Source organism: Deltaproteobacteria bacterium (assembly GCA_003696105.1).
In the GTDB taxonomy this organism is placed as follows: Bacteria; Myxococcota_A; Polyangia; order Haliangiales; family J016; genus J016.
The window spans coordinates 1-13,036 of sequence record RFGE01000081.1 but is presented as its reverse complement, the minus strand read 5'-3'; the positions used below and the strand labels follow the sequence as shown (position 1 = coordinate 13,036).

General features: G+C 72.7%; 13 protein-coding genes. 9 read left to right on the top strand and 4 right to left on the bottom strand.

All coding sequences use genetic code 11. The features are described 5' to 3' along the window. Positions 1–121: 121 nt before the first annotated feature. The 7 genes from D6689_05205 to badI all read left to right on the top strand — a co-directional run bounded on the left by D6689_05205 (position 122) and on the right by badI (position 7,165). Entirely contained in the window at positions 122–1,909 is a 1,788-nt protein-coding gene (locus tag D6689_05205) for a hypothetical protein (protein RMH43422.1), read from the top strand. Next, positions 1,910–2,497 (top strand): molybdenum cofactor guanylyltransferase, encoded by a 588-nt coding sequence (locus D6689_05200; protein ID RMH43421.1) that lies wholly within the window; start codon positions 1,910–1,912, stop codon positions 2,495–2,497. It abuts the gene before it with no gap. 4 nt (positions 2,498–2,501) lie between these two features. Next, on the top strand, positions 2,502–3,500 hold the full coding sequence (dusB, locus tag D6689_05195) for a tRNA dihydrouridine synthase DusB (protein RMH43420.1): 999 nt from the start codon (positions 2,502–2,504) through the stop codon (positions 3,498–3,500). A 6-nt stretch (positions 3,501–3,506) separates the two neighbouring features. Beyond that, entirely contained in the window at positions 3,507–4,574 is a 1,068-nt protein-coding gene (locus D6689_05190) for a sigma-54-dependent Fis family transcriptional regulator (protein RMH43419.1), read from the top strand. 78 nt (positions 4,575–4,652) lie between these two features. Then, positions 4,653–5,432 carry an enoyl-CoA hydratase/isomerase family protein gene (locus D6689_05185; protein RMH43418.1) on the top strand — a complete coding sequence of 260 codons (780 nt, stop codon included), beginning with the start codon at positions 4,653–4,655 and terminating at the stop codon, positions 5,430–5,432. Between the two features lie 168 nt (positions 5,433–5,600). After that, the gene (locus D6689_05180) at positions 5,601–6,368 is read left to right on the top strand and encodes a glucose 1-dehydrogenase (protein RMH43417.1); all 768 of its coding nucleotides are present in this window, start codon (positions 5,601–5,603) and stop codon (positions 6,366–6,368) included. 14 nt (positions 6,369–6,382) lie between these two features. Further along, positions 6,383–7,165, top strand: coding sequence for a 2-ketocyclohexanecarboxyl-CoA hydrolase (gene badI, locus D6689_05175; GenBank protein ID RMH43416.1), 783 nt, complete (start codon positions 6,383–6,385; stop codon positions 7,163–7,165). 10 nt (positions 7,166–7,175) lie between these two features. Here badI and D6689_05170 read toward each other — a convergent pair whose 3' ends face one another. Both D6689_05170 and D6689_05165 read right to left on the bottom strand, forming a co-directional pair. Beyond that, positions 7,176–9,911, bottom strand: coding sequence for a M1 family peptidase (locus D6689_05170; GenBank protein RMH43415.1), 2,736 nt, complete (start codon positions 9,909–9,911; stop codon positions 7,176–7,178). Positions 9,912–10,071: 160 nt separating this feature from the next. Beyond that, a complete protein-coding gene (locus D6689_05165; protein ID RMH43414.1) occupies positions 10,072–10,554 on the bottom strand; it encodes an alpha/beta fold hydrolase in 483 nt (160 codons plus the stop codon). 21 nt (positions 10,555–10,575) lie between these two features. Between D6689_05165 and D6689_05160 the strand changes: the two genes are divergently transcribed. Continuing rightward, complete coding sequence (locus D6689_05160; protein ID RMH43413.1) at positions 10,576–11,079, top strand: peptide chain release factor-like protein; 504 nt, start codon at positions 10,576–10,578, stop codon at positions 11,077–11,079. A gap of 240 nt (positions 11,080–11,319) precedes the next feature. Further along, positions 11,320–11,847 carry a molybdenum cofactor biosynthesis protein B gene (gene moaB, locus D6689_05155; GenBank protein RMH43412.1) on the top strand — a complete coding sequence of 176 codons (528 nt, stop codon included), beginning with the start codon at positions 11,320–11,322 and terminating at the stop codon, positions 11,845–11,847. A gap of 22 nt (positions 11,848–11,869) precedes the next feature. Here the strand turns inward: moaB and D6689_05150 are convergent, their stop codons facing one another. Further along, positions 11,870–12,208, bottom strand: a complete 339-nt coding sequence (locus D6689_05150) for a heavy-metal-associated domain-containing protein (protein ID RMH43411.1) — start codon at positions 12,206–12,208, stop codon at positions 11,870–11,872. Between the two features lie 16 nt (positions 12,209–12,224). Beyond that, a partial coding sequence (locus D6689_05145; GenBank protein RMH43410.1) for a mercury(II) reductase occupies positions 12,225–13,036 on the bottom strand: 812 nt, incomplete at its 5' end.

Sequence of the window (13,036 nt, the reverse complement as noted above, 5' to 3'; positions counted from 1 at the left end):
CGGCGCGGCCGGGGAGGCGAGCGGCGCGGCCGGGGAGGCGAGCGGCGCGGCCGGGGAGGCGCGCGGCGCGGCCGGGGAGGCGGAGTCGGCGGGCGCAGGTGGCGATCCGGAGCGGTGAGCGATGGACTCGGACCTGGTCGAACTGATCCTCACCGTCGTCGTGTTCGTCGTGGCGCCGCTGGTCCAGCGGTTGCTGTCGCGCGGCCGGAGCGCGGATCGTCCCGGCGCCGCGCCCGAGCCGGACGCCGTCGAGCCGGCTCCGGCCACCAACCCGGACGAGCCGCCGCCCGCCTACCCCGACGACGCGCCCGGCGCGTATCCGGCCGGCGCTCCGAGCCCGCGGCCGGACCGCGCGCACCCCGCACCCTACCCGGCCGGCGCGCCCACCGCGCGCGGCGACGTCGACCGCGTGCCGGGACCGGCGCCCGGGCCGGCCGCGACGGCCGACGCCGAGCGGTTCCGCGCGTGGGACGCCGAGCGCACCGCGCTCGTCGATCGCCTGCGGGCGATCGAGGCGCGCGCCGAGCACCTCGCCACCGGCGCTCGCCTCGAACGGGCCACGTACCGGTTCGTCGACACACTCGAGGAGTTCGTGGCCGCTCGCGCGCGCCGGCTCGCGGTCGCGCTCGAGGGCGTCGACGCCGCGCCTCCGGCCGAGGCGCTCGCGCGCGCTCGCGAGCTCGAGGTCGTACTGCGCTGGGTCGAGGGCATGATCGACAGCCGCCGCACCGGTCCGCTGCGCGCCGCGCTCGGCGACGCCGACGCGTTCGCCGCCGCGTGCTACGAGCCGATCGCGGAGTTCGCCCGGGCCGAGGGGCTGCCGCTGACGTCGAACGCGCCGGTGTGCGTGCTCGGCGCGTTCGATCTGTCGATCTGGACGGGATTCATCCCGACCGGTCTCGCGCCGATCTTTCTGCCGCGCGACTTTTTCGACCGCATCGTGCGGTGGCCGGCGCTCGCACACGAGATCGCGCACGACTTCTACAACGCGACGCGCGGGTTCGACGGCGCGCTGCGCGCGCAGCTCGGTCTGCCGCCGGCGGAGATCGGCGCGCGGCCGCTCGCGATCGGCCCCCAGGGGCTCACCGTCGGCCAGCTGCGCGCGGTGTTCGGAGCGTGGCTCGAGGAACTGTTTTGCGACGTGTTCGGCGCGCTCATGTGCGGCGAGGCCTACGCGTGGACCATGATCGAGGAGTTCGCCCGGCCGGATGCCCCCGGCGAGGTGGTCGCGGTGGGGATCGACCCGTCGGGGCGGCTGTACGACGAGCACCCGCCGCGGCACCTGCGCGTCGAGGTGGTCGCGCGCGCGCTCGACGCCGCCGGCTGCGCGCAGCCGGCGCGCGCGGTGCTCGCGAACTGGAACGAGCGGCACGGCGGCGAGCCCGACGGCATCTACTTCCCGATGGGCGGCGGCTACGTCGGCCTGCCGATCGAGCCGCTGCGCGCCCTCGCGCACGACCTCGCCGACCGGTTGTATGGCGAACCACTGGATGCGCTCTACGGCTTTCGCCTGGCCGACGTGCCGGGGGTGGACCTCGGCCCGCACGAACTCGCCGAAATGGAGCGCGTCCGCGACGAGCTGGTGGCCGGCCGCGTCCCCCACCGGACGGACGCGCGCGCGGTCGTCGCCGGCGCGGTGCTCGCGTGGCGCGCGGCGCCCGAACGAGAGCGCGAGTTTTTGTCGCTCGCTCGCCGTGCCATCGCCGCCGAAGGGACGTTCGAAGTCGCGCAGGACGCCTATACCCTGCCCGCCGATCGATTGGCGGTCGCCCGCCCGGCCGCCGGCAGCGCGCTCGATCCGCGCGAGGCGTTCGTCCTGCACACGGTGTTGTCGCCGCCGCCGGCCGGGAGGCATGTGGGGCTCGCGCCGTGGCGGCGCGGATCGGTCCTCGCGCGGCGGGGGTGGTGAGTGGTCTCCGCGGCGTGCGCAATTCTGGCCGGCGGCCGCGCGACGCGGCTCGGCGGCATGTGCAAGCCGCTGGCCGACGTCGGCGGCGCACCCATCCTCGACCGCCAGCTCGAGGTGCTGCGCGAGGTGTTCGACGAGATCGCGATCGCCGCGTCGAACGCCGCGCCGTTCGCCGGCTACGGCCTGCCCGTCATTCCCGACGCGGTCGATGGCGCCGGCCCGCTCGGTGGCCTCGCGGCCGCGCTCGCGTGGTGCCCGCAGCCGCGGCTGTTCGCGGTCGCGGGCGACATGCCGTTTCTGTCGCCGGCGGTGATCGAGCGGTTGCTCGCGATCGACGGCCGGCTGGTCGTGCCGGTGGTCGGCGGCCGACCGCATCCGCTGCACGCCGTGTATGCGCGCGACCTGGCGGCGACGGTGCGCCAGCGGCTCGCGGCCGGCCGGCGCGCGCTGCGCGACCTGCTCGACCTCCCCGGTGCGGTCGCGGTGGACGCGGACGACCTGCGGGCGCTGGACCCGGAGCTGCGCTGCCTCGTGAACGTGAATACGGCGACCGACTTGCAAATGGCGCGCGCGTCGGTACAGTCGTGACCTCGTGCGCATCGGGACGCTCGAACTCGACGGGACGGCGCTGCTGGCGCCGATGGCGGCGGTGACGGACCTGCCGTTCCGCACCGTGTGTGAGGAGCACGGCGTCGCACTCACGGTGACCGAGTTTCTGTCGGCGCACGCGCTGCAAGCCGGCGCGCAAAAGACCGTCGACAAGCTCACGCCCAGCCTCGGCGGGCGGCCGTTCGGCGTGCAGATCTTCGGCCGCGAGGAGGAGCCGATGACCGTCGCCGCGCAGATGGCAGTCGATATCGGCGCGTCGCTGGTCGACATCAACATGGGGTGCCCAGCCAAGCGTGTGGTGGCCGGGGCGTGCGGCTCCGCGTTGATGCGCGAGCCCGAGCTGGCGCAGCAGCTCGTCCGCATCGTTCGCGCCGCCGTGCCCGCGCACATCCCGGTGACGGTCAAGCATCGTGCCGGCTGGGACGACGCGCACCTCAACGCGCCGGAGTTCGCGTGCGCCATGGTCGAGGCCGGCGCCGCGATGGTGACGGTGCACGGGCGGACTCGCTCGCAGGGCTTCTCGGGCCGGTCGTCGCTCGACGTCATCCGCAGGGTGCGCGACGCCGTGCCCGCGCACGTGCCGGTCGTCGGCAACGGCGACGTGGTCGACGTCGACGGCTACCGCCGGATGCGCGAGGTCACCGGCTGCGACGCGGTGATGATCGGGCGCGGCGCGATGGGCAACCCGTGGCTGTTTTCCGCCATCCGTGCGGTCGAGGCGGGCGAGCCCGACCCGGGGCCTCCGTCGATCGACGACCGCCTTCGCGTGTTCGAGCGCCACGTCGAACTCCTGCGCGAACACAAGCCCGGCGCCACGCTGTTCCACGAAATCCGCAAGGCGTGCGCCTGGTACGCCAAAGGGTTGCGCGGGTGTAATGCGCTGCGCAAGCGCGCGTGGACGATCGAGGACCCTGACGCGCTCGTCGAGCTGGTGCGCGGCTACTTCGCATCGCTGCGCGGCGCCGATCGCTGCGCCGCGTGAACCGCCGTGTCGACCCGCGCGCGCATACGTTCCGAGATCCGCCGCGCGCTGGTCGTGATCGAGAGTCCCGCGATGCGCTCCGTCGCCGCCGACCTGGAAGATGTCGTGGGCAGCGACGCACCGGCCGTGGTCGAGGGCGAGCGCGGCACAGGGCGGGAGATGATCGCGCGCCTGGTCCACTTTGCCGGCGGGCGACGCGACGGCGCATTCGTCGCGATCGAGGCCGCGGCGGCGCCGCGCCCGTTGGTCGACCGCGCCGCAGCCGAGCCGGCGGCCGAACCGCTGCGCGCCGCGGCCGGCGGCACGCTGCTCATCAAGAACTTGTGCGCCCTCGAACCGGCGGCGCAGCGGCAGCTGGCGGCGGCGCTGCGCGAGCCGGCGGCCGCGCGCGCCCGCGTGATCGGCTCGTGCGATCATGACCTGGACGCCGCGGTCGAGGCCGGCGTGTTCGATGCTGAGTTGTATGAACACCTTACCGTGCATCGGATCGCGCTGCCGCCATTGCGCGAGCGCAGCGAGGACATTCCACCGCTGGCGACGCACTTCGTCCGCGACTACGGCCGGCAGGCGGGTCGGCCACACATGACGTTGTCGTCGCGCGCGTTCGATGCGCTCGTGCGCTATCCGTGGCCGGGCAACGTGGCCGAACTCAAAGACCTCGCGCGGCGGCTGGTGATTCGCGCCGCCCGCACGCGGATCGAGGCCGGCGACGTCGACGCCGCATTGCCCGCCGTGGCCGAGCGCGTGCCGCTCGAGGAGATGTCGCTCGAGGAGGTCGTGCGGGCAAAGCTGCGCGAGTTCCTGCGCCGCATGGACGGCTACCCGATCGATGGCCTGTACGAGGACGTGCTGCAGCGGATCGAGCGCCCGCTGTTCGACCTCGTCATGGACCACACCGGCGGCAACCAACTGCGCGCCGCCGAGATTCTGGGGTTGAGCCGCAACACGTTGCGGCGCAAGCTTGTGGACCACGGCCTCGTCGCGCGGACGCTGCGCGCACGGGACCGAGCGGCTGCCAACGCCACGCCGAAAGCCGCCAAGGTCGCTCGCCGCCCGCGCGGCCGCGACGACTGACCGCGGCGCGCGCGGCCGCTGCGGTCGACGCGGCCACCCCGCGCGCCGGCATAGACGGTCTTGGGCTACAGTCCGGCGGTGGACCGACACATCGAGGTGACCATCGACGGGGCCGTCGCCGAATTGGTGCTGGCGAGGCCGGACGCACGAAACGCGATGACGGAGGCCATGGGGCGCGAGATCCGCGACGCCGTCGCCGCAGTCAACGCCGACGGCGGCGTGCGGGCGCTGGTCGTTCGCGGCGAGGGCTCGGCATTCTCGGCCGGCGGGGACTTCGACATGCTCGCGGAGCGGCAAGCCGACTCGTTCGACAGCAACCGCGCGGCGATGCTCGCGTTCTACCGGTTGTACCTGGCGATCCGGACGCTGCGCGTGCCGTCGATCGCGGCGGTGCACGGGCCGGCGGTCGGCGCCGGCGCCTGCTTTGCGATCGCGTGCGACCTGCGGTTCGCCGGCCCGCGGGCGAAGTTCGGCTTCACGTTCGTCCGGCTCGGCCTGCATCCGGGAATGGGCGCGACGTATCTGCTGCCGCGGCTGGTCGGCCCGGCGGCCGCGGCGGAGCTGCTGCTGTCGGGTCGCGTCATCGAGGCGGACCGGGCGGCGCGCCTCGGCCTGGTCAACGCGGTCGTCGACGATCCCGTCGCCGCGGCGCGCGCCCAGGCGGCCGCGATCGCGGAGTGCGCGCCGATCGCCGTCGCGCAGACCGTCGCGACCTTGCGCGGTGCGCTCGATCGCTCCCTCGACGACGCGCTCGAACTGGAGGCGCGCGCCCAGGCGATGGACTACGCGACCGAGGATCTGGCCGAGGGGATCGCGGCGGCGCGCGCGCGGCGGCGGCCGGTGTTTTCCGGGCGGTGACGGCGGCGCGGCGTCTGCCGGCGCGGACCGATTTCGGGCGCGATCCAGACAATCGTCAAGTGTGAGGCGCGTTCGCGCGGGTATACGGCGCAGCAGCGGGGCCACCGGGCGAACGCGTGATGGCCCCGCTGCCGGAGCCGACGGAGGAACGCAAAAGGAGCGACGACGATGCGAGGATTGACCGACAAAGTGGCGATCGTTACGGGGGGCGGCGGCGGCATCGGCCGGGCAATCGCCCAGCGGCTCGCCGACGAGGGCACCGCCGTGGCGGTGCTCGACATCAGCGCCGAGGCGGCCGGGGCCACCGCCGATGCGATCGCGTCGGCCGGCGGGCGGGCGCACGCGGCCGCGTGCGACATCACCGACTACGCCGCGGTGCAGGCGGCCGCCTCGACCGCGGAGGCCGCACTCGGGCCGGCGGACATCCTCGTCAACTGCGCCGGCTGGGACAAGCTCGCCAAGTTTCTCGACAGCGAGCCGTCGCTATGGGACCGGCTCATCGCGATCAACTACCGCGGCGCTCTCAACGTCACGCACGTGGTCGCGCGCGGCATGGCGGAGCGGCGCCGCGGTCGCATCGTGAACATCGCGTCCGACGCGGGCCGAGTCGGCTCGTCCGGCGAGGCGGTGTACGCCGGGTGCAAGGGCGCGTTGATCGCGTTCGGCAAGGCGCTCGCGCGCGAACTCGCCGGCCGCGGCGTCACGGTCAACGCGGTGTGCCCGGGGCCGACGAAGACGCCGCTTCTCGAGTCGTTTCTCGACGAAGGCGACTACGGCAAGAAGGTGTACGCGGCGCTCGAGCGGTCGATCCCGCTGCGGCGTTTCGGCACACCGGAAGACGTCGCGGGAATCGTCGCGTTCTTGGCGAGCGACGAGGCGTCGTTCATCACCGGGCAGGTCATCAGCGTGTCCGGTGGCCTGACCATGCACGGCTGACACGAGGAGGGCCCGTGAACTACGAGGATCTGCTGTACGACGTCGCCGACGGCGTTGCCACGATCACGATCAACCGCCCCAAGGTCTACAACGCATTTCGCGGCAAGACGTGTGACGAGCTGATCGACGCCTTTCACCGCGCGGGCTGGGACAAGACCATCGGCGCGATCGTGCTCACCGGCGCCGGCGACAAGGCGTTTTGCACCGGCGGCGACCAGACGGCGCACGACGGCAACTACGACGGCCGGGGCACGATCGGACTGCCGGTGGAGGAGCTGCACAGCATCATCCGCGACGTGCCCAAGCCGGTCATCGCGCGGGTGCGCGGCTATGCGATCGGCGGCGGCAACGTGCTCGTGACCCTGTGCGACCTGGCGATCGCCGGCGAGAGCGCGATTTTCGGGCAAGTCGGCCCGAAGGTCGGCTCGGTCGATCCGGGGTTCGGCACGGCGCTGCTCGCGCGCGTGGTCGGCGAAAAACGCGCTCGCGAGATCTGGTACTTGTGCCGGCGCTACACCGCGCGGCAGGCGCTCGAGATGGGGCTGGTCAACGCGGTCGTGCCCGACGACGAGCTGGACGCCGAGGTGCGCCGCTGGTGCGACGAGATTCTCGAAAAGAGCCCGACCGCGCTGGCGATCGCGAAGCGCTCGTTCAACGCCGACTCGGACAACATCCGCGGTATCGCCGGTCAGGGAATGCAGGCGCTCGCACTGTACTACCAGACCGAAGAATCGCGCGAGGGCGCCCGCGCGTTCCTCGAAAAGCGCAAGCCGGAGTTCCGCAAGTACGTCAAGTAGCGGGCCGGCGTCACCACTTGGCCAGGAACTTGGCGATCGCCGGCTGTTGCGCCGCGCGCTGCACCGAGCAGATGTGAACCTGCTCGGTCACCTGGTCGAGCGCCGTCTTGCCGCCCATGATCGTGGCGACGCGCGGCTCGAAGAACGCCCGCGCGTCGTCGCGGTGGGCGTCGTCGCAGAACGCGCCCGCAATGTAGACGACGAACCGCGCGTAGAACGCCGGCAGCTTTTTCATCACCTCGTCGTAGTGATCCTTGACGAACTGGTAGGCGTATTCGCGCGTCGCCGGGTTTGCCAGCGGCGCTTGCAAGAACACCGCCGCCTCGCGGAGATCGAACGTGTCGCCGAGCATCAGATCGAGGTTGCGCCGGACCAGGTCCGGGTCGGTGAACGCGGCCATCGCCGCGAGCAGGTGGCCGCGGCGGGTGCGATCCTTCGTCGCCTTCGCCTCGTCGAGCAGCCGGTCGTAGAAGGCGCGGTCACCGCCGCGCGCGGCGATGGTGAGCACCGTGCCGACGAGGTCCGGCGCGATCGTCGCGCGTCCAGCCAGCCACGCGTCCGCGAGCGAGCGCGCGCGGCGCACCAGGCGCGCGTCCTGCCCCTGCACGGCGACGAGAGACAGCAGCGTCGGCCGCAGCATGCGGGTGTCGTCGTCCTCGCTCTTGCGCGGCGTAAAGCCGAGGCGCGCCGCCCGTTTGCCGTACAGTTTGCGGACGAACCGCGCGTAGTTGGCGCGCAGCTGGTCCGGAACGAGGTGGGTGTCGATCGACTGCACGATGCGCACGGTGCTGCGCACGATGTGTGGGTTGTCGTCCTTGCGCAGCACCTTGGGGAGTAGCGCGAGTACGTCGGCGGGAGCGAGCGCGCCCGCGTCGACCAGCGCGGCGGCGTCGCCGATGAGCATCATGCGCTCGTTGAGCGACAGCTTGCGCGCGCCGGGCCCGAGCAGGTTGGCGCGCAGCAGGTCACCGGTGTACGCGACGCGGTAGTAGCCGGCCGCATCGTCGTTTGCCAGCACCCACGTCGGGCACGACCGAGCGCGGGACAGCGGCAGCGTCGCGGTCGCCTCGGTCATGAGCGTGCAGTCGCGACCGCCCTCGTAGACCGCACACACGGGGACCTGCCAGGTGATGGCCGGGGCGTCGGCGCCCTCGGGCACGTAGCGCCGTTGCGACAGGCGCAGCGCCGGTTGCGCGCCGGCGTCGCACGACAACTCGGCGGTCACGAGCGGGTAGCCGGGTTGGTCGACGAACGTGCGGAACGCCGCGGCGAGATCGGAGCTGGACTGGGCGGCGATCGCGGCGAACAGATCGTCTGCCGTCGCGTTGCCCCACGCGTGGTCGCGGATGTACGCGCGAATGCCGTCGCGGAACGCATCCTGGCCGATCCAGGTCTCGAACGTGTTGAGCACGGCCGATCCTTTCGCATAGATGATGGCCGAGTTGCCGCCGAACACGTCGGCGCGGGTCGTCACCGGCTGGCGAATCGGTTTTGCGGTGGGCAACGCGTCGGCGGCCATCGCGCGCTCGCGCTGTTGGACGACGTACACGCCGGTGCTCCATTCGGGCTTCCACTGCGCGACGATCTTGGCGGCCATCCACGTGGCGAACGACTCGTTGAGCCACAGGTCGTCCCACCATTTCATCGTCACGAGGTCGCCGAACCACTGGTGCGCCATCTCGTGGGCCGCGATGCCGGCGTAGCGCCGGTAGAACTCGGGGGTCTCCTCGTTCGGCGCGCGGAGCAGGGCGCTTTGCGCATACGTGATCAATCCGGGGTTCTCCATCGCGCCGAAGAAGTTGGGGACCGCGATCTGATCGAGTTTTTCGTAGGGATAGGGGATGTCGAAGTAGTCCTCGAGCGCGGTGAGGATCGGCCCGGTGGCCTCGACAGCGAACCGCGCGTCGGCGCTGCGTCCTTTCGGCACGAGGATGCGCACGGGCGTCTCGTTGCGGCCCGCCTTGCCGGCGTCGACGATGTCGAACGGCCCGACGGCGAACGCGACGAGGTAGCTCGGCAGCGGTTTGGACGGGGCAAAGCGGTGGACCACCCAGTCGCCATCGTCCGCCCGGTCGACCTCGGGCGTGTTCGCGAACGCTTCCTGGCCCTTGGGCGCGCGGATCGTGATCTGCCACGGCGTCTTGTGGTGCGGTTCGTCGAAACACGGGAACGCGCGGCGCGCGTCGATCGCTTCGAACTGGGTGTACAGGTACCAGTCGTCGACCTCCTTTTGCCGGAACACGCCGGACAAGTCGGTGTCGGACACCTTCCCGGTGTAGGCGATGCGCACGGTCGCGCGTCCCGGGCCGACCGGTTCGCCGAACTGCAAGCCGATGACGTCGTCGTCGTGCTCGTCGATGACCGACGCGCTCACGGCGCGATCGCCCGCGGTCACCGCGACGTCGCGCACGTCGAGGTCGCGGCCGTTGAGCCACAGCGCGGTCGCCGCGTCGCGCAGGTCGACCTCGATCGTCACTTCGCCGTCGAACGTCGACTTGGCCGGGTCGAGGGTGAGTTCGACTGTATACGACACCGGTGCCGCGGTATCCGGCAGGCGGAAGGCGGGCGGCTTCGGTGTCTCGGACGGCGCGGGGGCCGTCGCCGGCGCGGCCGTCGACTGCGGCGGCGCGGCCGGCGTGGCCGGCGCCGTGTGGGGCGAAGTGCGGCCGGTGCCGCCGCACGCGGCGGCGGCGACGGCGGCGGCGACGAATGGGATGCGTAGCGAGCGAGCCATCCCGCGGACCATACGCCGATCGCGCGGGCGAGGGAATCGGCCGTCAGCGGCTGCGAGAGGCTGTCATCGCGCCGCCGGCGTTCGCGCGGCCGGAACGCGGGGACGCGGCGATCGACGCGATGCGTTCCGCGTCCGCTCGGCTGCGACCGACCGCGCTGCACGGCGGCCGCGGTCACGCGCGGGCCGCGGCGCGGCGCACGACATCGACGAGCCGGTCGAGCGAGCCCGCGAGGCGGTGGTCGTCGTCCACCTCGACGAGGTCGACGCCGTCGTGGCGCGCCAGCGCGCGCGACGCCTCGATCGGGCACACGTCGTCGCGCGTCCCGTGAAGGATCGTGGTCGGCACCGGCGGCGGCGGGATCGGGCCGAGCGCGGCGAGCGCCGGCGCGCACAACACGAGCTCGGCGACTCGTCCCGGAGCGCGCGCCGCGGCCAGCAGCGCCGCTGCTCCGCCGTAACTCGACCCGACGACGACCGCAGGTCGCGGGTCCGCGCGCAGGACCTCCACGATCTGGTCGGCGCGCGTGGCGAGATCGGCCCCGCGGCAGTCGGGAGCCTCCACGGTGAATCCGGCCGCCCGCAGCGCTTCCGTCTTTCGCCCGCGCGGTCCGCTCTCGAGCCCGTGGCAGAATACGATTCGCGCGGGGGCGATCATGCGGCACGATGATGCCACGCCGTGGCCGCCGACGACTACCTGCGCCTGTCCGACGCTGCACTGCTGCGCCAGTGCGACGTCGACACGTTCCGCGCGTCGGGGCCGGGGGGCCAGAAGCGCAACAAGACCGACAGCGCCGTGCGCCTGCGCCACCGGCCGACCGGGCTGGTGGCGATCGCGACCGAGAGCCGGTCGCAGCACGAAAACCGCGCGCGCGCGCTGCGCCGGCTGCGCGACCGGTTGGCGTTCGACCTGCGGGCGCCGGTCGATCTGGACGGCTATCGGCCACCGCCGGAGCTGGTCGTGTGGTTGCAATCGCAACTTCCTCGACGCAGCGATGCGTGGCGACTCGGCGCGCGGGCGGCGCTCGATCTGCTGGAAGCGTGCGGCGGCGCGGTGGGGGACGCGGCGCGTGCCGCCGGGGTGTCGACGGCCGCGCTGTCCCGCCGGCTGCGCGCCGACGGTGATCTGGCGAAGGCGGTCAACGAGCTGCGGGCGCGCCGCGGCCTGCGGCCGCTTCGCTAGGCGGCTGTTGCGTACAGGCGCTCCAGCGAGGTTGCGCGATGCGAGGCGAGGTTCGGCGCACGCCCGCAGCGCACGAGGGCGCGTATCCCCATACGGAACCGAAGGGCGCGAGGACGTACGCCGAAGATCGCCCGCAGATCGCGACCGCAGCCAGCGGGTATCCGCTACAGCCTCCTCGACGGGCCCGCGCGTTCGCGGCGGCTGGCGCCGCGGGGGCGTCCACGTTACAGTCGGCCGCCCATGGCGGATCGCTCCTTCATTCCGGTGCAAGTTGGCGTGTTGACCGTGTCCGACACGCGCACAGTGGACACCGACACGTCCGGCCAGCTCATCGTCGACAAGCTGGTCGAGGCCGGCCACGTCGTGCGCGAGCGGGCCATCGTCACCGACGACCGCGAGGCGATTCGCGAGCAGTTCGAGGCCTGGATTCGCCGGCCAGACATCGATGTGATCATCGCGACCGGAGGTACCGGCGTCACCCCGCGCGACGTCACGCCGGAGGCGCTGGCGCCGCTGGTCACCAAGCCGATCCCCGGTTTCGGCGAGCTGTTTCGCTGGTTGAGCTACGAGGAAATCGGCACGTCCACCATCCAGTCGCGGGCCGAGGCGGCGCTGTGCGAGCAAACCTACGTGTTTTTGCTGCCCGGCAGCACGGGGGCGTGCCGCACGGCGATGGACCGCATCCTGCTCCAACAGCTCGACAACCGCCACCGGCCGTGCAACTTCGTCGAGCTGTTGCCGCGGGTCAAGTCGGAGCGGCCAGGCTGACGGCCGGCGATCGCGGCGAGGGCTACGGCCCTGCCGGTCTGGCCGGGTAGCCCGCGCGCGAGATGGCCTCCGCAATTGCCTGGGGCGTGGTCCGCGTCGGGTCGTAGTGCACGCGTGCGCGCCCGCGGTCTACGTCGACGCGGGCGTCGTAGACGCCGTCGACCCGGGTGGCAGCCGTTCGCACGGTCACCGCGCACGACGCACACGTCATGCCGTCGACGGCGAGCACGGCCTCTGGTGCATCGGGGGGCGGGGCGACCGTGCCGCGGCCGCAGCCGGCCGCGACCGTGCCGAGCACGGCGAGCGCGGCGAACGCGGCAGCCGCGCGAGGGCGCATTCGAGGGCGGTCGATCATGGGCATCCTCCATCCGGTCGCGTCATGCGGCGCAACACGACAGCTTCGACACGTCTTTATCGAAGGACTGACAGGCGAGCTTGATCGCTTCGGCGTTGGTGAGGTACGGGTGGAGCATCCGCGCGAGATCGTCGATCCGCGCGCCGAACCGGATCGCGAGCGCCGCCTGCTGGACGATGTCGCCGGCTTCGGGCGCGAGGATGTGCGCTCCGACGAGCCTGCGAGAGGCCGCGTCGGCGACGAGCTTGACCACGCCGCGCGTGTCGCGTGCGGCGACCGCACGCGGGACGTGGCTCATCGGCAGCTCCGACACGAGTGTGTCGATGCCGCGGGCGCGCGCCTCCGTCTCGGTGAGACCCACCGCGGCGAGCGCCGGATCGGTGAACGTGACCCGCGGGACGATGGACAGGTCGTAGGGCTCCGCGTTGCCGGTGAGCGCGTGCTCGGCGGCCAGGCGCCCGGCGTAGGCCGCCACGTAGACGAACGCGGGGCCGCCGGTCACGTCGCCGGCTGCGTACACGCCGGAGCGCGTGGTCCGCAGGTGCTCGTCGACGAGGATCTCGCCGCGCGGGCCGGTGGCGATGCCGGCGTCGGCGAGGCCGAGCCCGGCGGTGTTGGGGCGGCGGCCGAGCGCGACGAGCACGTGATCGGCGTCGATCGCGTGGCTGCCACGTTCGTCGGAGTACTGCACGCACAGCGCGCCGGCGACGCCGTCGACCCGGTCGATCGTGACTCCGAGGCGAACGTCGATTCCCTCACCGCGTAGGTAGTCGGCCAGCGCGGCGCCGAGCGCGGGCTCCTCGCGGCTCAGCAATCGCGACCGCGCGAGCACGG